The sequence below is a fragment of the Halarcobacter sp. genome (genome assembly GCF_963676935.1).
Classification (GTDB): domain Bacteria; phylum Campylobacterota; class Campylobacteria; order Campylobacterales; family Arcobacteraceae; genus Halarcobacter.
On sequence record NZ_OY781470.1, the window covers coordinates 2,222,861 to 2,243,700 of the forward strand.

The following is a 20,840-nucleotide window of genomic DNA, read 5'->3' on the forward strand; positions in this document are numbered from 1 at the left end:
GCTCTTAAGCTTAATTTTAACCCTCAGCTAAGATTTTTATTTGATTATCTTTTACTTCAATATATAGCTCTTTTTTTCCTACAAAAGTATAATATTTTGTTTTATAATCTTCATCCATAATAACTTTAAACATGTTCTTATTTAAAGCGTTTGGATAAGGTACAATATTTATATTAGAAAACAAAATTGTTTTTTTCTCTTTTTTTGAAAAAATACGTTCTTTATAATTTCTAAATCTTTCTAAATCCATTCCATCATGTCTTTTAAATGAATCAGAATAAAATCTTAAATACTCTTCCAAGTCAGATTTTTTCCAAGCATCTCTCCATTTATATATCGAAGACAAAATAACACTTATCTCATTTCTAGATGCTTTTCTAGGTACCGTTTCACTAATCAATAAAATAGACTTATCATAATCGATACTTTTATCTAACTCTTCTAATTTTGGATTATCTAAAGCTATACACCCTTTTGTAAAACTTTCCCTTTCTTCATTTAAAGGCATACCATGAATCCAAATACCTGAACCCTTTTTATTTCGTATCTTATCAAAGGTATTTGGATAAGAAGTAACTAATGCTAATGGACCATAAAAATCATCAAGCTTTGTTAGCTTATTTGTTAAATCATAAACACCAATTGGAGTTCTCAAATCCCCTTCATCCTGTTTATCTCCGTCTTTTTCACCAACTATAACACTATCTTTAAAAAGTATATTATAACTATTTTTATTTACCTCAAAAAGTGTAATCTCTTTTCTTCTTTTTTGAGTTAATATTAAATATTTCTTTGACTCATAATAACCATAGTCGACTCTTTTATCTGCTAAATACTTTTGCCAATACTCTTTTTTCATTAGCTCTTTTTCAAGCTCTTCTTTAACGGCTTCTAAGCCTTCACTTCTATACACATCTACTAAATCAGCTGCTAGCACATTTATAATTAATATTAGAAACAGTAATGTTTTTTTCACAAAAAAACCCTTAAAAATTTATATTTTATTTAGTTGGGCAATTGTATAATAATGCTTCTAATTTTTTAATAAAGAAGGTCTATGTTTAAAATAATTCTCGCATTTTTTTTAATAATCACATCACTGTTTTCTACTGAAGTTAAAGAGGCTAAATGGCCAATGGGTGAAACATTTTTAACTTTTTTAGATAAATATTCAATTCCTCAAAGTTTATATTTTGATTTAGAAAAAGAGGATAAAGAGTTATGTTCAGAGATAACTGCCGATAGATATTTCTATTTAATGGAAAATGAAGATGGTACTCTTAATCAAGTATTAATCCCTATATCGGAAGAGATACAACTTCATGTATATAAAGACGTAGATGATACATATAAATTTGAAACTCTACCTATTAGTTATAGAGAATATACAGAAACAATAGCTATACCAATTATGACATCTGTATCAAATGAATTGCAACAAGCAACTGGAAATGCTGCACTAGCTGCTCATTTAAAATCAATATTTAAAGCTTCTGTTAACTTTAGAAGGATGCAAAAAGGTGATTTTGTCGCTATTGAATATACACAAAAAGAGTTATTAGGAAAACCTTTTGGACAACCAGAAATAAAAGCAGCAATGATTGAAGTTGCAGGGAAAAAATATTATAGATTTAAAAATGATGACAACGACAAATACTATGATCAAACTGGAAAAGCTTTTACAAAAATCTATTTTTTCAAAATACCTCTTTCTTATTCAAGAATATCAAGTGTTTTTACTAAAAAAAGATGGCATCCTGTTTTAAAAAGATATAGAGCTCACCTTGGTACAGACTTTGCAGCACCAAGAGGTAGAAAAATTTATGCTGCTGGAGAAGGAAGAGTTGAGTTTGTAGGAAGAAGAGGTGGATATGGAAATACTATTATCATAAGACACCCAAATGGATATAAAACATTGTATGCCCATCAAAGTAGATTTAGAAGTGGTATAAAAAGAGGAAGATGGGTAAAAAGGGGTGAATTAATTGGTTATGTTGGAAGTACAGGATTAAGTTCTGGTCCACATTTACACCTTGGTGTTTATAGAAACGGTAGAGCTCTAAACCCACTAAAAATAATTAAGAAACCAGAAAAAATTGTATTAAAAGGGAAAGCAAAACGTACATTTATTGCTAATGCAAAAATTACTATTGAAAAACTAAATGCAGTTGTAGCTGATGAAAATAGAAGAGAAGCTACAAAATTAGATAGAATGGCTTCAACAAGTAGTTTGATTCCTAAGGAGATTTGATGCCAATTGAGAATGCTATAAAAAATCCACATGAGCTTTTAGAGAATCTAAATGAGCTTCATCCAAGTGATATAGCATACTCTTTAAAAAAAATAGAAAATGAATCTGAAGATGATTTCTTTTATGTTCTAAAAGAGATTCCAGATGAAATTCTTGGGGAAGTTATTCTTGAACTTCCCGATAACTTAAGGGATGATGTATATGAACATCTAACTTCACAAAGACTATCTGATGTAGTTGATGAACTTGATTCCGATGATGCTACAGATATTATTCAAGAGATTGAAGAATTTAATGAAGAAAAAGCCAATGAGATTATAGAAAGTCTTGAAGAAGAAGATAAGCATGAGATTAACTGGCTAAAAAGATACCATGAGGATGAAGCTGGTTCATATATGCAAACTGAGCTTTTTTCTGCAAAATTAAATGAAACAATACAAGATTCAATTAATAGATTACGTCAAGGGAAAGAGACAGATGAACTTGAAAATATTCATCAAGTTTATGTAATAAATGAAGATAAAAAACTTATTGCTTCAATTCTTTTAGAAGATTTGATAATTTTTGATTTTAATAAAACATACGAAGAGTTATTAGAAGAACATGATGAGATAAAATTTAAACCTTTTGTTGTTCATGATAAAGACCATATTGATGAAGTTGCAAAACTTGTTGAAAAATATGACCTAAATGTTGTGCCTGTTGTGGGTTATCATGAGGTTTTAGTAGGTAGAATTACAAGTGATGATATCTTAGATGTAATTGAAGAAAATGCAACTGAACAAATGTACCAATTAGCAGGGGTTGATGATGATTTTGAGCATGAAGACAATCTTCTAACAACAGCTAAAAAAAGAGCATTTTGGCTTTTTCTAAATCTGGCAACTGCTATTTTAGCCTCACTTGTTATTGGACTTTTTGATAAAACAATTGAAGCTTATGTTGCATTGGCTATTTTAATGCCAATAGTTGCATCTATGGGTGGAAATGCAGGAACTCAGACATTAGCCGTTATGGTAAGACAGTTAGCTCTTGGTGAGATTGATTTTGATAATAGTAAAGATGCAATAAAAAAAGAAGTTTTTATATCCTTGGCAAATGGGTTTATTTTTGCAATTGTAATTGGTCTTATAGCTTGGCTTTGGTTTAGTACAGCTTTATTAGGATTAGTAATTGCCCTTTCCATGATAATAAATCTTTTTAGTGCAGGTTTTTTTGGAGCTTCAATACCACTACTACTAAAAAAAATGGAGATAGACCCAGCAATAGGGAGTACAGTACTTCTAACTACAGTTACAGATATTGTTGGTTTTTTCAGTTTTCTTATGCTTGCAAAAATAATTCTTTTGTAATTTATTTAATAAATGATATAATTATTCTAACTAAAGGTTAGAATTTGAAAGACAAAAAATTTGCATTTTTTTTATCATTAATATATTTCATATTTACTTTTCTTTTTTTTATTTTTTTTGATGCTACTATAGAATTCTTAGTTAGGAATAAAGAGTATCAAGATTTCCTATTAAAAAATGATGAATGGTTATATTTAATTTTAGTTACTCCTCTTATATATTTTTTTACACTATATATTTTAAAAAACTATAGAGAAAATCTTGAAAACTTAGAAGACTTACTTGATAAAACACCAATAGCTATTATTGTATTTAATGAAGAGGGAAAAGTATTACTGATAAATAAAAGTTTTAAAAAGCTAACTGGATTTAGTTTAGAAGATATAAATACAATTGAAAAAATTGCAACAAAAATATTTGGAGAAAACACTAAAATAGTACAAAAAGCTATTAAATCACTTTATTCAAAAAATAAAACACATGAAAGTGGAGAGTTTGAAATTAATAAAAAAAATGGCGAAAGAATAACTCTAAACTTTAAAACATCTCCATTTAGAAATATTAATAATAAAAAAACAATTATAACAACAGTTACAGATGTAACAAAAAAAGAGAAAGAAAACAAACTTTTAATGCAAGAATTAAAAATGTCAGCAATGGATGAAATCTTACAAAATATTTCTCACCAATGGAGACAGCCCTTATCTTCAATATCTACTGTTTCAACTGCTTTGAGACTACAAAATGACTTAGGACAAACTTCATATAAAGATATTGATAATACGATGGAAATTATTAATAATTCGGCTCAATACTTATCTAAAACAATTGAAGATTTTAGAGGTTTTTTTAAACCTGATCAAAAAAAGACTCATTTTTATATAAATGATATCTACAACAAAAGTTTACAAGTGATAGGAAATAGTTTTGAAAAAGATTCTATTAATTTCATCACTGATATAAAAGAGTTTAAAATCTATAATTACAGCAATGCTCTTTTGCAAGTTATGATTAATATTTTCAATAATTCAAAAGATAGTTTTAATAAAAATCAAACAACTGATAAAATTATATTTATTGAAACTTACAATAATGAATATAATCTAATAATACAAATAAAAGATACAGCAGGTGGCATTCCTACAAAAATTTTAAATAAAGTATTTGAACCATATTTTACTACAAAACATCAAAGTGTAGGAACAGGTATGGGACTTTATATGTCTCAAGAGATGATTACAAAACATATGGGTGGCAAAATTTGGGTAGATAATAAAATGTTTACTTATAATAATAAAACCTATACAGGAGCTGTTTTTACTATAAGCTTACCTCTTTCTACTATTTAGTAAACATTTTATATTTATTTATGCAAAGATTGAGCTACAATTGAAAGAAACTCATCTTTTGTTTTTTTCTCTTTTTTAAATAATCCTCTAAGTGCAGAAGTTACAGTTGTCGAACAAATTTTTTCAACACCTCTCATCTCCATACACATATGTCTTGCATCAATCATTACTGCAACACCTTTGGGATTTAAAGCTTCATGAAGTGCATCACAAATCTGCTCTGTCATCTGCTCTTGAATTTGTAATCTTCTTGCAAATACATCAACAACTCTAGGGATTTTTGATAATCCAACCACTTTTCCATCAGGAATATATGCAATATGTGCTTTTCCTATTATTGGCAACATATGATGCTCACACATTGAATAAAATTCAATATCTTTTATAACAACCATTTCATCATTTGAACTTGTAAAAAGTGCTGAGTTAATTATCTCTTTTGGGTCTTGCTTATAACCACCACACATAAACTCAAAAGCTTTTCTAACTCTACTTGGAGTTTTTATAAGACCTTCTCTATCAACGTCTTCACCAATATACTCTAATATATTTTTTACAGAATTTTCAAAATCCATCTCAGTACTCATTTATTATCCTCTTTAAACCTTAATCATATCATTCATATCCCACAATGGAACAAATATAGCAAAAACAAGCCATAAGATTAGTGCCATTATGATTATAAAAAATAGAGGTTCTATTAAAAGTGAAAAAATCTTTAAATTATCATCAAATCTTTTTTTGTAAATATTTTTTATTTCACTAATCACTTTAGGTAAAGTATTAGTAACTTCACCAGTTTCAATTAAACTTAATATAACATCATCAAATAAATTTGATGACTCGAAAGAAAACCTAACACTTTTCCCTTTTTTCAATAGATATTCTATTTGAGTAATTCTATCTAAAAGAATTTGATTTTTTATTAAAATTTTTGCTTTATTTATGGAATAAATTAAGTCAAAATTGTTTTTTAATAAAATTTCAAAAACTACGAAAAATAGATGCAATTGTTTCACTTCATATAACTTATTAAAAAGTAAAATTTTATCAAGTACTTTTCTCAAAGATTTATTTTTAGAATAAACTTTAAAAACCAAATATATAGATAAAACTATAAAAAGTAAAAACTCTAAAATATTTTTAAAAAAAACATCTCTTAACAAAAAAAGAGTTTTTGTTGCAAACGATAATTGGATATTCGAATTTAATAAAATAGATTCAAAATTTGGGACAACAAAATTAAATATCCCAATAAGAGATAAAACAAAAGTTATTAACAATATTATAGGATAAAGCATAGTTTTAAGAAACTCTTTTTTTATCTCATAATTTTCTTTTATTGTATGACTTAAAAATTTTATATTTGAAATAGAGTTTCCACTCTCTTGAATTATAGTAAACAAGGATTTAACTAAAGGATTAATCTTATACTTTTTTAGATACAAGTTTAGATCACCGTAACTGCAAAAAACCTCTTTTAAATCTTTCAAAAAGTTTTTTATTACTTGCTTTTTTTCATTTTTAATCAAAATATTCAAAGCTTCATCTAAAAGTATATTTGAAGATAACATCAAGTCTAACTCATACAATCTATTTTTTATATCTTTTTCACTAATTGTAGGAGTTAAATCAAAACTAAAATTCAACTTCTTAATTGAGATTATATTATTTGGTAAAGAGTCACTATGCAATACATTTTCTAATACTTTTTTTGCTTTTATTTCCCCCTCTTCTTGATAGGTAATTATATATTTGTGCTCAAACATTTATAACCTTATAGACTTCATCTAATGTAGTTATATTTTCTTTTACTTTATCTTCACCATCTTTTATCATCGATTTAAAATCTATTTTTTCTAAATAGTTCTCAATATTTTTATTATCTAAGATATATGAAAATATCTCTTTTTCTACTTTTAATATCTCAGCAATTGTACATCTTCCATAAAAACCGGTATAGTTGCATTTACTACAACCTTTCTTATTGCACTCTTTACATACTTTTAATACCAACCTTTGTGAATATATATACTTTAATGAAGAACAAAGTAGATATTCATTTGCTTCTAAATCTTTTAATCTAGTAATAGTTTCCAAAGTATCATTTGCGTGAATAGATGCAAAAACTAAATGACCAGTTAAAGATGCTTGTAAAGCTAAATCTAAAGAGGTTTTATCTCTAATCTCACCTATAAGTATTATGTCTGGGTCTTGTCTTAAAATATTTCTAAGAATAGTTTTAAAATCTATTCCCAATGGTTCATTAATCTCAACTTGTTGTATATATTTTATTTTGTATTCAACTGGATCTTCCACTGTAATAATTTTTTTGTTTTCTTGATTTAATTCATTTAATATTGAATATAGTGTTGTACTTTTACCACTCCCTGTTGGTCCTGCAACTAATATTAACCCACTTGTTAAACAAAGTGATTCTTTTATTTTTTTATAAATATATTCTGAAAAACCTAAGTTTTTGATATCTTTTGCCATTGAAGTATTATTTAAAACTCTTATTACAATTGATTCACCATATATTGTAGGCATAGTTGAAACACGAAAATCTATTTTTTTATTTTCAAAATTCATAGAAAATGAACCATCTAAAGGTAGTCTGTTTTGTGTGATATCAAGCTTTGAAACCATTTTAATGTATGAACTAATAACTCTTAAAAAACTTTTATGAAAGGTATAAAATATTTTTAGATTTCCATCTATTCTAAACCTAATGTTAGTTGTTTTTTCCAAACTTTCAATATGTATATCACTTGACCTAGATTCTATTGCACTTTTTAATAAAATTATTAAAAAGTCTTTTATAGAATCACTTTTACTATTCTCTTTTGATATTGAGTTTAAAGACAAACTAAATAATTTCTTTCTTGTTTCTATGTCACTTAAGAAAAATAAGATATCTTCTTTTAAAATTAACTTTTTTCTTATAATACTAGTATCTTTTAAAAACTCCAAATTTGATTTATCACAATACAAACAATCAAAATATATACCCTCTTTTTTCAAAGGAATGATAAGATTCTCTTTTAATGTATTTATATCATAATTATTTAAAAAACTATAATCAATTATAAAATCAAATTTTTTCATCTTTATGTAACTTTAGAAAAATTTTCTTATCATCCTTTTTTAGAAACACTTTGTTTTCAAATATTTCAACTAACTTATATCCATCCAAAAAATCATCTTTTTTTATCCAAACATTGTTTATTAAAACTTCATTATCTACAATAGCATTTAGAATAAATCTACTTTGTTTTTTTACTTTTAAATCTGTATTTTTAGATGCTTTATAAGGAGTTTTTTGGTAAAACTTTTTGAAACTTATATCTAAAGACAATTTGTTTTGAGATAGATCCATAGTTTCAATTTTTGAGAAGTTATTAAATCTTTCAACAAAATCTAAAAATACAAATAAATTTTTGGGACTTGAACTAAGTACTAATTTTATATTACTATTATCTCTTTTTATAAAATTAATTGTGATATTGTTTTGTGATGAGAATTTTTCTATTTGTTTTAAAAGAGTTAAATAAGAAGCTTTCATCTTAACATTTATTATATTTCTATCTAGTTTAACTATATTTTTAGATTCATTTTTATTTTCATAAAATAGATAGCTTATTAGTAAAATTATAATTAAAGGAAAAAGAAATATCTCTATTTTTAATCTTAAAGATAAAGATTCAAACTTATCTTCTATCAATTTTAATAGTGACATTACCTATAAACCTTTTACTCTCTGTATCAAAAGTAATATCCTCTAAGCTCTCTTTTTTTATACTATTAAAAAAACTATAAATAGCATCTTTTCTTTTTGATTCCAATTTTAAATCTAGTTTTGCATTTTTTAAAATAACTGACATGATGTTTACTTTATTTTTATTTGCAAGGTCAAACAGTTCTTCAACAAGTTTACTTATACTAGTAAACTTAATCTCATCTTTAATATTTTTTGTATTTGTGATTATATCTTTTAAATCAGAATTTTTATTATAAGTATTAAATTCATAAAAATAAAAAATAGAGATAAGAATAATAAAGTAACCTAAAAAGTATTTTAATATATTTGATTTTATTGGCTTATGTATAGTTAAGTTTTTGTTTTTATCAATTCTAATATCTTCAATAACATATACATTATTTAAGTTTAAACTTTTTTGCAAAAAATTAATAACTTCATTTATAGATATTGCATTTTCTAACTTTTGACAATAGTAAAATTGCATATTCTTATAAACGACGGCATAATCTTTATATAGATATATTTCATTTTTTTTTGAAGTTTTAAAAAACAAAAATTCTGGAATCTCATCTTCAAAAAGTATAATTTGATATAAACATAAAGATTCAACATAAGAGTAGATATATCTAGTTTTTCTAGAAAATTTTATACCTTTTAACTTTAAGTTTGTATGCAAAAAGTTTTTTACCTGATTTTCTAAAATTTTTTCGGTGGAGTTTATCTCTAATAATTCCATAATAAACACCTTATTTTTACTAATAAGGTATTTTATTATTAATTATATTTTAAATAGTTTAAGTAAGTGTATTTTTTTATTATTTATTAAAAAGTTACGTCGTAACCTAACTCTTTTAGTCCTTGTTTGTTTTTAGTCCACCCTTTTTTAATAGATACAAACAGCTCTAAATAACACTTTCTTCCTGTTAATTTTTCTATTTTTAGCCTTGCATCTTTTCCAATTCTTTTAATAGCTGTTGCACCTTTACCTATTATCATCCCTTTTTGTGTACCTTTTTGAACAATAATAGTTGCTTTTATTACATCAATATCTTTTTTCTCTTCAACTTTATTAATTAATACATCAGTTTCATAAGGGATTTCATCACTAATATTTTCAAAAATAGATTCTCTAATAAACTCTTTAAAGATATCTCTTAAATGCTCAGTTGTCATAATCTCTGGGTCAAAAAGATATGGATGTTCTGGTAAATACTTTACAACATCATCTAATATATCTGCATGGGTAGTTTGTTTTTTAATTGATATAGGAATTATTGCTTCGTAATTTTGTGAATATTTTTCATATTCATTTATCTTTTCTAAAACTTCATTGTTTGTAACATTATCTATTTTTGTTAAAAGTAAAATATGTTTTGTATTTTTTTTATTTTTTTCTAAAAAACTTTCATAATGTGTAAGTTTATCTGTTACTGGTGCTAAAAATAAAATCAAATCACAATCACCAATAGCTTTTAAAGCCTCGTCTAACATAAACTGATTTAAAAGTTTTTCTGTTTCATGTAGTCCTGGAGTATCTACAAATACAATTTGGTCATCATTGTGCATAACAATGATATTTGATCTTTTTCTTGTTGCATTAGCTTTATGTGAAACCATAGCAATCTTTTCACCTACTAACCAATTTAATAATGAACTCTTACCTGCATTTGGTCTACCTACAACTGAAACATATCCACATTTACTCATCAATTTCCTTCTAATTATTTTGAGAAACTATTATATCAAAATCTAGCTACTTATCTTCTTCTATAACTCAAAGCCTCAAGCAAATGTCTATATTTTATATTTTCTGAACCATCTAAATCAGCAATTGTTCTTGATACTTTTAGTATCTTATTTATACTTCTAAAAGATAAATTAAAATTTATTGATGCTTTTTCTAAAACCTCTTTTGAGTGATCATCCAAAACACAATACTTTTTTATATCTTCATCTGATAACTTCCCATTTAACTCTTTTTGTCCCCTTAGCTTTTGTATCTTAAAAGCTTCGATTACATCATTGTGCATTTTTCTTGAATTGATTGAGCTTTTATCATTTATATTTGATTCATTCATAATTACATATAAATCAATCCTGTCTAAGAAAGGCTCTGAAAGTTTTGATTTGTATCTTTTTATCTCTAATTCGTTGCATCTACAGTTATTCTCTTTTAATAATAGATTACCACAAGGACAAGGATTCATAGCAGCTATAAATAAAAACTTTGTGTCATATATAATTTTTGAATTTGAACGACTGACAAGTAGCTTATGATCTTGTAAAGGCTCTCTTAATGCTTCTAAGATAGATTGACTAAAGTGTGGTAATTCATCAAAGAAAAGCGAACCATTGTTTGCTAGGGCAACCTCCCCTAAACTATTTCCTCCTAGTATCGATGCTTTTGTACTTGTACAGTGGGGAGCTCGCTGTATTCGAAGGGGTTTAAAAGATGGCTCTTTTAGATTCAAGGCCTCAAGCTTGGCAACCTCTAATATCTCCTCTAAACTCATAGGTGGCATAATAAACGGTAAACGTCTGGCTATCATAGTTTTACCACAGCCAGGACTTCCTTCTAAAATGATATTATGATTACCTGCTGCGCAGATCAGTGCAGCTCTTTTTGCATATTCTTGACCTTTTATATCTAAAAAATCTTGTTCATATTCTGTTGTAAAATAGTAGTCTTTGTCTCTGATTTTTAATTTATTATATTCAAGAGATTGTTTTTTATATAAAAATCTACTCTTATCTTCACTTTTAAAGAACTCAATTGCTTCTAATAGATTTTTTACACAATAGATTTTTATATTTGGTATTTTTGATATCTTTTTTGCACTATCCTCACAAACTAAAACCTTTTGTATCATACTTTTTTTAGCCAAGGAAAGTATTATGGGAAAAATTGAGATACTATCTTTTATAATCCCATTTAATGACAACTCTCCAAATACATGAAACTGCTCTAAGCCTTTTATTTTCTCTTCATAAAGTGAGATTAATAAAGCAATAGATAAATCAAAGTGAGTACCTGTTTTTTTAATCTCACTTGGAGCTAAATTAACAGTCACTTTTTTTGGTGGAAACTTATATTCATTTGTAAGTAACGCAGACTTCACTCTATCTTTTGACTCATTTATAGCCGTAGAAACCATACCAACAATTGTAAAACTCGGTAAACCTTTAGTAAATGTTGCTTCAACAAAAACTTCACTAACTTCTAACTCATTTAAAGTTGCAGATTTTATAATTTTCATATCATCACTTAATATAATTTTTTATATTATATATTAAGTTGTATTAATATATTGATTTTCCTACATAATAATTGGCATAGTTTTATTAAGGATAATGAAAAAAGGTAGATTTAAATTACTTAAGAAATTCAATAAAGTTGCCTGCCCCTTTATTTTATCACCTGCTCCCAATATCTAGAAATTGTATTGCTGAATCAATAAATTTAAGAAAGCCATTTTCCCAAATAAAAATATAAAACCCACATATCATTGCTATAACACTTGCAATAAATTCTGTTAATGGAGTTTCATCAAGAAAATCTTTTTCTTTTATATTTTTATTTCTCCAACCATACTTTTTAGCAAAGACATAACTTTTATAAATTAAATATGGAAAATAGAATAAAAATGATAAAAAAAATATCAAATAAAAGAAAGAATATAATATAAATTCTATATTTGTAAACTCTAATAAATTACTCATTGTTTAAATTACTCCCCCAACAATACGTTATAAAACTTCTCCCACTTTCTTATATGTTTTAGAATTTTTAAATGCCCTTCCTCTAAATATAGTATTATTTAAATATCTATTAAATAAATAATCAGCAAACATTATCAAATAGTTTTTTACTTTTTCTTTATATCAGAATTTCTAGGTTATCGTTATTTATTGACCCTAATTTTTCTAATTTTCTTAATTTTATTTATTCAAATTTAATATATTTATATAATATTCATCCCACCATTCAGGATAAATAATTGAAATATTATTATCATAAGAAATTAGACAATTAATAATATCTGCTTTATTACTTTTATTATACTCCATATTCCTTTTTAAAACATTGTTTAATGATGAAATTAAATCTGTAAAATCACTTGCATTTGAAGAAAATAAAATACCACTTTTCCAAATTTCAATTAAATCTAGTAATTCACTAATGTTTTCATTTGTAACTTTTAATATTCCAGAGTATAACAAAGAGTTTGAATTTTCAATTTCACTTTCTAATATAAAATCAAATTCTTTATCTTCTTTTTTCTGTATATATTTTTTAAGTTTATAAAATTTAACTATTCTATTGGATTCTTGCCAATATGGTAGGTGCAAAAAACAATAAATATCTTTGTACTTAATGAATTCAAATAAATCTTGAATTTGTAATCTTTCAAAATTTGAAAGCATATTAACAGAATAATCATCATTTAAATCATTTACTTCTAAACCCTGTATATTATACTTATAATTATTTTTTAAACTAGGTATCTCTTCTAAATTAAATTTAGTATTCATAATGTGTTCCATAACTTTTTTTCCCTATTTTTTCTTTTGTACCGTTGTGAAAATGTGATTTATTATACACTGAACCATCATTATACTTATGTCCTTTAGTATGTTCTTGAATTTCATGTTGCCCTTTATTTTTAAAAGAATAACCAATTTCTGTTTTATCAGCATTTAAAGCTTCTTTGTTTTTTGTTGATGCTATATTTTTTTATGAGAAATATGCGTTTGACTAGTTGGTAGTCCTCTATCTCTTTTAGCTGCTCTTAAAGCAGCTCTTCTTGATTGAAATGATTTTACAATTTTAGGACTAGTTTTAGTAACTAACCCTAAATATTTAGCAGGAATAGCAATTGCAGCACCAATTACAAAATCGATAGGACCTAACAACCCAGATTCTATTCCTGGATATTGAGAAGCCATAGAATTTAAATTATAATTATTGTTTAAACCATCATCCCCACTCTCATATGGGTCTCCAGAATATAAACTATCTCTCTTGGCTATACACAAGTTTTACTTGGGAATGAATACCTTTAACTAAACTACTTTTTTGAATGTTGATATAATGATACAAACTAACTAATTTAAGACAAACGAGCTAAATTTTTTATTTATTTAAAAATTCTATGACTGAATCAAAATATATGAATAATTCATCAAAATATATAAAATATATTAATCCACATACAAAAGCTAGAGTACTTGAAATAAATTCTGATAATGGATTCCCATCCATAAAATCTTTACTTTCAATATTTTTATTTTTCCATCCATATTTTTTAGCATACTTATAACTTCTGAACATCATGTAAGGACAATAAAATATGGCTACTAAAAAAAATATCCAAAAAAACAATGAATAAGTTAGTAGTTCAGCATTACTTGAAAATATTATTATTTTATTCATAATTAGAGATACCTCCCGCAGTTATAGCTCCTAGAATAGATCCTTCTCTAGTGAATTTTCTAGAATTCTTATATGCTAATCCTTTAAAAACAGTATTATTTAGATACCTCTCAGTTGGATTTTTTAATATATTTCCAAAACTTTTACCTATTGTACCACCAGTTATAGCCCCACCTGTACCAAATGCAATAGCTCCTAATACTTTTTTTTCATTAACAGTACCTTTCTTATCAAGTTGGTCATATGTGTTATAAATTCCATTAGATATACCTCCAAGCATAATTCCACCTAATCGCGTTACTGATGCACCAGGTAATGCCCCAGTAAGTGCTGCAATACCAACTCTATCCCATTGCCATCCATTTCTATAAACTTCAATAGCTACATTTATTGAAGCTCCTACTAGCATTGCAATAGGTGCAAAAGCCAACCTATTCTCAGCATCACCAAGTATTTCAGATAAAGAAAATGCTTTTAAATTTTCATCAATATTATTATAAACACTCATAAGAATCGACATATCCTTTGAGAAATTTTCATTTATAGAAATATTCCACAACAAATTTGAATAATCAGCATAGGACATTCCAGATTCAAATGCTCCTGCAGCTATTCTTGCATTCATTTCAGCCACAGAACCAAAATATTTTCCTATACTTTCAAAATATTTCTTTTTTGCTACAGCTACTGATTTTGAGTACCAATCCCCTCCACCATCTCCATTATTCCCCGAGCCTATATTCTCTTTTCCATGTCCTTTATCTCCATAAGTATTTTCTGGACTATTTATACTATCAGGATGAAATCCATTCAAATCAATATATTTTAATGGATTATTCATTGTATAAGAATATCTATTAAAACTTTGACTATCAAAAACATGAGGTATATTCGGTTCCATAGAAACAAATCTACCAATATTAGGATCCTAAACCCCTACCACGCGAAGTTAAAAAAGAGACATTTAGTATTTTTTTCTTCTATGCATTAAATCAAAGTCATCTATATGCTCATGTCCTGTAAATCCTCTATTAATAGCTAAATCTTCTTCAAAATCATCTCCAAATTTGTCTAAAGCTAATCTTTGTGACTACTCCTAAATTGTCATAATGTAAATATTGGGTTTCATATGAAGTGCTAGATTTATTGCACATCGTTTGTTTTTATTTAAGTATGCGTTCCCAACTTAAAGCTGGGAACGAGAACAAAGGTTATGGTTATCAGTTGTCCCGAATTTTTTAATTTTTATCTAAACCAAGTTTTTGCCCAATCGTTCATTAACCATAGTGAAAAAACTCCTATTGGCAATAGAATTAAAAAACCTGTTGTGTAATTGTCAAAGGGATCTGAACCATATATTTTATCTATTTTCATGTACAGCAATGTTCCTATAAATATAATTAAACCTATAATACCTTTTATTTTAGTTGTATTAAATTTTTTATTTTCATTTTCTTCCAAAACCATTATCCTTATTAAACTTTTTAAAAAAAAGATATCCACCTATAAATATAAGAATATATTCAACCCCATCTAAAGGAGGGATAATAAATCCTATACAAACTAAAACAATTCCTATTACATATTCTACCATATTAATCTCCTGCATAATAATCTAATGTTACATTATATGTCTCTACTGCAAAAGTAGCTCCTATTCCTCCTGGTATATTATGTGACATAATATCAAGTAAAGAGTTTCTTACTGACTTTGATAGTGATGTCGGATCAAAATATTCAGCAATACCATTTGCTAATAAACCTAATCCCAAAGTTGCTGTACCGTATAAGCTAGTTGCTGGGTTTGATAACATAAAAGTACCTAATAAATCTAGAGTTTTTGCACCATATCTTAAGGCATTTGCTTGTGCTGCTAAATCAGCTTTAAACTCTATTTTATAATCAATCCCAAAAATTGTTCCTGTTCTTTTTCTATGCAATATACCTTTTTCTATTACATCAAAATCACCGTTTGCTTTTACTCCAAATGTACTTTCCCCATTATTATAATTACCTACAAAATTTCCTTTCCCATCTCCTGCAAAAACAGTACCACCAACATCTCCAAAAGTAGCGCCATTATTAAGTTTTACAGAATAATCTGCAGTAGTTGAATTATATGAAATTTCACCTATTATATTATTATTTGAATCATAATAAGATGCTTTTTGCCAATTATCATCTCCACCATCTCCATTATTTCCCGAGCCTATATTCTCTTTTCCATGTCCTTTATCTCCATAAGTATTTTCTGGACTATTTATACTATCAGGATGAAATCCATTCAAATCAATATATTTTAATGGATTATTCATTGTATAAGAATATCTATTAAAACTTTGACTATCAAAAACATAAGGAATAGTTGGGTCTGCTGAAATAAATCTAGCAATTGTTGGATCATATATTCTTCCATTCATATGTACAAGGTTAACTTCTTGTATTAACTCATGTCCTATAAAGCCTCTATTTGTTATATTGAAGTTTGATTCTATTTCATTACCAAATTTATCTAAACTTAATTGTTCTCCAAAGGGTTTATATGCTCTTCTTTCTAAAACCTCTCCTATTGAGTTTGTTATAGTATCTATTGAACCTAAATTATCATAATATAAAAAATTTATATCATATTGATTATCTCTTTTTGTAAATATTGATACTAGTTTACCTTCTGCATATATAAAATATTTATCTACTGTTATACCATTTGAATAAATATTCTTTTCATATGTTTTACCTAAGTAGTGTACTATCTCATCTGATGATACTTTTTTATATCTATTTTCACTTCCATCATAGAAAAACATCACTGCTTTATTTGAAGTTTGTATTTTTGTTGGCTTATTAAATGAATTATATGTAATAGTCTTTCCATTGCTATTTATCATATTACCATTTGCATCATAAGTAAAACTCTTACCTCCTATTTTTGTTACTGCATGGGGTTTTGAAGAGCTATACTCATATGTTCCTAAATCTGATTTATAAGTCATATTTCCTAAACTATCATATTGATATGAGATTATAGAAGAACTATCTTTTTTATCTATACTTACATAGTTTAATCTATTTAATGAATCATAAATATAATTATGCTCAACATTTAACTTACTATCTACTCTTCTTGTAACATTATTTAAACTATCATATTCAAAGGATAGATTTCTTATATTTTGATTTTGTGCATCTATAGTTTTCATATTATAAACTATTCCACTTTCATCATATTGTGCTGTTGTTATAAGTCCATTACCTGATAGATATGAAGTTGTTATCCCCAAACTATTTTGTTCTAAAACTTTATAAAAATATACCTCATTGGAATTATATATTTCTACATGTTCTGACAATTCTATATTCTCTTTTGGAGTTGTTACTGATTCTAAGTAACCATTTACATTATAATGGTTATTTATTTCTACATTATTAGGTTCAACTGTTTTTTCTAACCTTCCTAAAGAATCATAAGAATATTTTTGTGTATAAATATTATCTAAGTCTACTTTAGTTGTTATGGAAGAAAGTCTCTCCAAGTTATCATAAGTATAAATTTTCAAAGAACCTGAACTTCTTTCCTCTACAATTTTACCAATAGCATTATTCCCCGTATCATATCCAAAGCTTATTTTTCCTTCTGGAGTTGTTTTAGTTAAAACTCTCCCTAATTTATCATAAACAAATGTTGTAGTTTGACCTTTTGCATCAGTTTGTGAAACTACTTGTTTAAATGCATTGTAATCATAAGTCCAAACGCCTAAGTCTGGATCATTTTGTTTTATTTTGTTTCCAAAAATATCATATTCTATAGATATTATGTTGTTATTTGAATCAATTGTTTTTAATAAATTTCCTACTGCATCATATTCATAAGATATTGAACTTGTATCATTATCATTTACATAGTTTATATCTCCTAAAGAATTCATTCTTGTTGTTTTAACTTGTCCTTTATCATTGGTTTCAATTTTTTTAAACCCAAGATATTGAATAGTATCAATAACTCTTGTATTATGAGGAGCAGGAGAGTTAGTTTTTATCAATCTATCTAAAGCATCATAACTATAATATATATATTTAGGAGTTTCATTATCAAAATATGGAGTAGTAATTCTTTTTTTATTCCCTCTTTTATCATACTCTATTTCTTTTATAATTGTTCTACCATCAAAACCTACATAATCTTCTCTTATAATTCTTCCTAATTTGTCATAATATTTAACTTCTGGAAATCTATCATTTAATTTCTTTGTAACTTTATAACCACTACTTGTCCATTGATAGTCCCATGTAATATAATTACCATCAGGACTTGTTTCTTTTATTTTTCTATTCATTACGTCATATTCAAATAACGTTGAAAGTCCATTTACATTTGTTGTTGAAATTATTTGATTTCTATTATTATAAGTATAACTTTCACTATGATCTAAAACATTGATCACTTTTGTTAGATTTTTTCCCAATGAATCATATTTAAAGGATGTTGTTATATCAATATTATTATCTGTAATGGTCTTTGATATTATATTGCCTTTTGTATCATATGCATAAACTGTACTTATTGATTTTTGATTATTTGGTTCTTCTGTTTCTTTTAACAACTTTCCAGTATAAGGATCATACAAATAGCTTAATGTCTTTGTTATAGATGCACGCCCTGTAGCTTCATATCTTGTAGATAAATTAGTTAATTTTGAAATCAGCCATTTTGATTCATTATTTGAGTATGATTTTGTTTCTATTCTTTTAATAATTTCACTGTTATTCCCATCTATAACAGTTGTTTTAACTCCTATATTACCATATTTATCAATATTTGAATTTGTAATAGTCTTTGTGGTTAGTCGATTACTTGTAGCATAATCAAATATAACTTTTTTTGCTTTCGATAAATATATTTGATAAATATTAGAATTTATTTTTTTATTAAAAGTAAATTCATTTTCTGAAACCATTTTATTATTTATATAAGTCTTACTAGAATTTAATGCACCAATATAAGGAAAAGCTTGGCTATATTTTTCTATAACTTTCATATTTTTTGTTTCATCTAATTTAATTATTTCTTCAAATCCCAAGGAACTTCTCTCTATATTTAAGCCTAGATTCTTATATGTGAAACTTGTTTTATTAAGCCCTCCAATTCCATCTAGTATTGTATAGTTTTTTACAACTTTAAGTCCTGCTTTTTTTATAGAAAGATTTGGATATGTTAAACTGTTTGTAGATGAATATATTGCATTATTCAATAATTTTGAATATGAAATATTTATATCTTCATTTTTATTATTAGTGATATGATTTAGAGTAGGAAGAATTCCATTATTTTTTGCAACATTTAACTTATAGCCACTTATTTTATTTTCTAAAACTTGAACAAGATCTGCTAAACCATCTCCATCCATATCCTCTGGATAAAGTTTATACACTAATAGATTTGAAGCACTTAACCATACTTTCGGATTTGAAAAAAAATTTCCTTTATTTATTCCAACATTAATTACCTGTCCATTAAATCCACTGTAAGATTGTACAAGATCCATTAAACCATCACCATTTATATCTTTTAAATCAATATTATAATATGAATATAATAGGTTTGCATTTTGATACCAACTTTTTAAAGGGGAAAATTTAGTACCTGTATTTAGTCCAATATTTATATTATTACCTTTATATTTTGTTACTAAATCTGCTAAACCGTCATTGTTTACGTCTTTTACATAAATATCCCATTGAGATAAGCTTGATGATGTATTTTTATACCAAGATTTAAAATTTTCAAATTTATTACCTATATTTGAGGTATTTAAAGCAACATCTAATTTATGACCTAAAGTACCTTTATAAGTTTTTACAACATCAACTAAACCATCCCCATTCATATCTTGAGTATAAATATTCTCACCTTCAGCTAATGAATTTGCCTGATTGTACCAAAGTTTTGAAGTATCAAAACCATTACCTTTATTTAATGCAACATTTATTTTATAACCTACTTGATCGTAAGTTAAAACATAATCTGGTAAGCCATCGCCATTCATATCTTTTATACTTATTTTCCAAAGAGATAAAAAATAAAAAGCATTAGAATACCAACTTTTCTCGGCTTCAAAGCCATTACCAGTATTTAAAGAAACCAATATTCTATGTCCTAAAGTTCCACTATACGTTCTAACTATATCAATTAAACCATCACCATTCATATCTCTTGTAATAACTTTCCAATCATTATAAAAATCACCTGCTACAGAGTAATAATTCTTTGCACTTTCACGCCCTGTTGATAACTTATAATTCCAGTTAAATAAAATTGGCTTTAATGTTTTATATTTTCTAGTTTCAGTAATGGATTTTAAAAAAGATTGTTCATTAATTGTATTATAAGCTAAAGTATAAGAAGATATCTCTATATTATTTGTTTTAATAGAAATTTTCTTTAACCTTTTAGATAAATTTATTTCAATACCTTGATTATAAAATTTTCTTTTGTCAGATCTATTTTCATATATAAAATCAATTATATTATTTGAATATGAGATTTGTAATAAAGCTTTGGTAGTTGTATCATATTTATAATTTATTTCATTGTTATATCTATCTTTTATCCTATTTAATCGATATAATACATCTAAATCTTTTGAATCATTAGTTTTTCCCAATTCATAAATCAAATCATTATTTTTATATA

The 20,840-nt window shown here is 26.1% G+C and carries 19 protein-coding genes; 3 read left to right on the forward strand and 16 right to left on the reverse strand.

Annotated features, from left to right (window positions below; genetic code table 11):
- Positions 1–16: 16 nt before the first annotated feature.
- Positions 17–976 (reverse strand): L,D-transpeptidase family protein, encoded by a 960-nt coding sequence (locus tag ACKU4C_RS10900; protein ID WP_321311898.1) that lies wholly within the window; start codon positions 974–976, stop codon positions 17–19.
- An 81-nt stretch (positions 977–1,057) separates the two neighbouring features.
- Here ACKU4C_RS10900 and ACKU4C_RS10905 point away from each other — a divergent pair, with 81 nt between their 5' ends.
- The 3 genes from ACKU4C_RS10905 to ACKU4C_RS10915 are packed head-to-tail and all read left to right on the forward strand — an operon-like array spanning position 1,058 to position 4,952.
- A complete protein-coding gene (locus ACKU4C_RS10905) occupies positions 1,058–2,251 on the forward strand; it encodes a peptidoglycan DD-metalloendopeptidase family protein (protein ID WP_321311900.1) in 1,194 nt (397 codons plus the stop codon).
- Positions 2,251–3,603, forward strand: a complete 1,353-nt coding sequence (gene mgtE, locus ACKU4C_RS10910) for a magnesium transporter (RefSeq protein ID WP_321311902.1) — start codon at positions 2,251–2,253, stop codon at positions 3,601–3,603. Before ACKU4C_RS10905 ends, mgtE begins: the two co-directional genes overlap by 1 nt.
- Positions 3,604–3,647: 44 nt before the next feature.
- Positions 3,648–4,952 (forward strand): PAS domain-containing sensor histidine kinase, encoded by a 1,305-nt coding sequence (locus ACKU4C_RS10915; RefSeq protein WP_321311904.1) that lies wholly within the window; start codon positions 3,648–3,650, stop codon positions 4,950–4,952.
- 14 nt (positions 4,953–4,966) lie between these two features.
- Here the strand turns inward: ACKU4C_RS10915 and folE are convergent, their stop codons facing one another.
- The 15 genes from folE to ACKU4C_RS10990 form a co-directional block, all read right to left on the reverse strand.
- Positions 4,967–5,539: a GTP cyclohydrolase I FolE gene (gene folE, locus ACKU4C_RS10920; RefSeq protein ID WP_321311906.1), complete on the reverse strand. Its 573-nt coding sequence runs from the start codon at positions 5,537–5,539 to the stop codon at positions 4,967–4,969.
- 12 nt (positions 5,540–5,551) lie between these two features.
- Positions 5,552–6,721, reverse strand: a complete 1,170-nt coding sequence (locus tag ACKU4C_RS10925; protein WP_321311908.1) for a type II secretion system F family protein — start codon at positions 6,719–6,721, stop codon at positions 5,552–5,554.
- On the reverse strand, positions 6,714–8,060 hold the full coding sequence (locus ACKU4C_RS10930; RefSeq protein WP_321311910.1) for a GspE/PulE family protein: 1,347 nt from the start codon (positions 8,058–8,060) through the stop codon (positions 6,714–6,716). Before ACKU4C_RS10930 ends, ACKU4C_RS10925 begins: the two co-directional genes overlap by 8 nt.
- A complete protein-coding gene (locus tag ACKU4C_RS10935) occupies positions 8,047–8,691 on the reverse strand; it encodes a hypothetical protein (protein WP_321311912.1) in 645 nt (214 codons plus the stop codon). Before ACKU4C_RS10935 ends, ACKU4C_RS10930 begins: the two co-directional genes overlap by 14 nt.
- Positions 8,663–9,451, reverse strand: coding sequence for a hypothetical protein (locus tag ACKU4C_RS10940; protein ID WP_321311914.1), 789 nt, complete (start codon positions 9,449–9,451; stop codon positions 8,663–8,665). Before ACKU4C_RS10940 ends, ACKU4C_RS10935 begins: the two co-directional genes overlap by 29 nt.
- Positions 9,452–9,537: 86 nt before the next feature.
- Positions 9,538–10,422: a GTPase Era gene (era, locus tag ACKU4C_RS10945; RefSeq protein ID WP_321311916.1), complete on the reverse strand. Its 885-nt coding sequence runs from the start codon at positions 10,420–10,422 to the stop codon at positions 9,538–9,540.
- A gap of 50 nt (positions 10,423–10,472) precedes the next feature.
- Positions 10,473–11,972: a YifB family Mg chelatase-like AAA ATPase gene (locus ACKU4C_RS10950; RefSeq protein WP_321311917.1), complete on the reverse strand. Its 1,500-nt coding sequence runs from the start codon at positions 11,970–11,972 to the stop codon at positions 10,473–10,475.
- Between the two features lie 157 nt (positions 11,973–12,129).
- Positions 12,130–12,435, reverse strand: coding sequence for a hypothetical protein (locus ACKU4C_RS10955; protein WP_321311918.1), 306 nt, complete (start codon positions 12,433–12,435; stop codon positions 12,130–12,132).
- A gap of 219 nt (positions 12,436–12,654) precedes the next feature.
- Positions 12,655–13,248, reverse strand: a complete 594-nt coding sequence (locus ACKU4C_RS10960) for a hypothetical protein (RefSeq protein WP_321311920.1) — start codon at positions 13,246–13,248, stop codon at positions 12,655–12,657.
- Between the two features lie 192 nt (positions 13,249–13,440).
- Positions 13,441–13,752: a hypothetical protein gene (locus ACKU4C_RS10965; protein WP_321311922.1), complete on the reverse strand. Its 312-nt coding sequence runs from the start codon at positions 13,750–13,752 to the stop codon at positions 13,441–13,443.
- Between the two features lie 97 nt (positions 13,753–13,849).
- A complete protein-coding gene (locus tag ACKU4C_RS10970) occupies positions 13,850–14,149 on the reverse strand; it encodes a hypothetical protein (RefSeq protein ID WP_321311924.1) in 300 nt (99 codons plus the stop codon).
- Positions 14,142–15,050, reverse strand: a complete 909-nt coding sequence (locus ACKU4C_RS10975; RefSeq protein ID WP_321311926.1) for a hypothetical protein — start codon at positions 15,048–15,050, stop codon at positions 14,142–14,144. Before ACKU4C_RS10975 ends, ACKU4C_RS10970 begins: the two co-directional genes overlap by 8 nt.
- A gap of 344 nt (positions 15,051–15,394) precedes the next feature.
- Positions 15,395–15,610 (reverse strand): hypothetical protein, encoded by a 216-nt coding sequence (locus ACKU4C_RS10980; protein WP_321311928.1) that lies wholly within the window; start codon positions 15,608–15,610, stop codon positions 15,395–15,397.
- On the reverse strand, positions 15,597–15,743 hold the full coding sequence (locus ACKU4C_RS10985; protein ID WP_321311930.1) for a hypothetical protein: 147 nt from the start codon (positions 15,741–15,743) through the stop codon (positions 15,597–15,599). Before ACKU4C_RS10985 ends, ACKU4C_RS10980 begins: the two co-directional genes overlap by 14 nt.
- A 1-nt stretch (position 15,744) precedes the next feature.
- Positions 15,745–20,823 (reverse strand): FG-GAP-like repeat-containing protein, encoded by a 5,079-nt coding sequence (locus ACKU4C_RS10990; protein ID WP_321311932.1) that lies wholly within the window; start codon positions 20,821–20,823, stop codon positions 15,745–15,747.
- Positions 20,824–20,840 lie beyond the last annotated feature (17 nt).

Bases quoted from the DNA above. Each gene is read 5' to 3' on its own strand.
- ACKU4C_RS10950 (WP_321311917.1), bottom strand. From the start codon at position 11,972: ATGAAAATTATAAAATCTGCAACTTTAAATGAGTTAGAAGTTAGTGAA.
- ACKU4C_RS10925 (WP_321311908.1), bottom strand. From the start codon at position 6,721: ATGTTTGAGCACAAATATATAATTACCTATCAAGAAGAGGGGGAAATA.
- ACKU4C_RS10960 (WP_321311920.1), bottom strand. From the start codon at position 13,248: ATGAATACTAAATTTAATTTAGAAGAGATACCTAGTTTAAAAAATAAT.
- folE (WP_321311906.1), bottom strand. From the start codon at position 5,539: ATGAGTACTGAGATGGATTTTGAAAATTCTGTAAAAAATATATTAGAG.
- ACKU4C_RS10955 (WP_321311918.1), bottom strand. From the start codon at position 12,435: ATGAGTAATTTATTAGAGTTTACAAATATAGAATTTATATTATATTCT.
- era (WP_321311916.1), bottom strand. From the start codon at position 10,422: ATGAGTAAATGTGGATATGTTTCAGTTGTAGGTAGACCAAATGCAGGT.
- ACKU4C_RS10930 (WP_321311910.1), bottom strand. From the start codon at position 8,060: ATGAAAAAATTTGATTTTATAATTGATTATAGTTTTTTAAATAATTAT.
- ACKU4C_RS10940 (WP_321311914.1), bottom strand. From the start codon at position 9,451: ATGGAATTATTAGAGATAAACTCCACCGAAAAAATTTTAGAAAATCAG.
- ACKU4C_RS10985 (WP_321311930.1), bottom strand. From the start codon at position 15,743: ATGGTAGAATATGTAATAGGAATTGTTTTAGTTTGTATAGGATTTATT.
- ACKU4C_RS10970 (WP_321311924.1), bottom strand. From the start codon at position 14,149: ATGAATAAAATAATAATATTTTCAAGTAATGCTGAACTACTAACTTAT.
- ACKU4C_RS10975 (WP_321311926.1), bottom strand. From the start codon at position 15,050: ATGGAACCGAATATACCTCATGTTTTTGATAGTCAAAGTTTTAATAGA.
- ACKU4C_RS10935 (WP_321311912.1), bottom strand. From the start codon at position 8,691: ATGTCACTATTAAAATTGATAGAAGATAAGTTTGAATCTTTATCTTTA.
- ACKU4C_RS10905 (WP_321311900.1), top strand. From the start codon at position 1,058: ATGTTTAAAATAATTCTCGCATTTTTTTTAATAATCACATCACTGTTT.
- mgtE (WP_321311902.1), top strand. From the start codon at position 2,251: ATGCCAATTGAGAATGCTATAAAAAATCCACATGAGCTTTTAGAGAAT.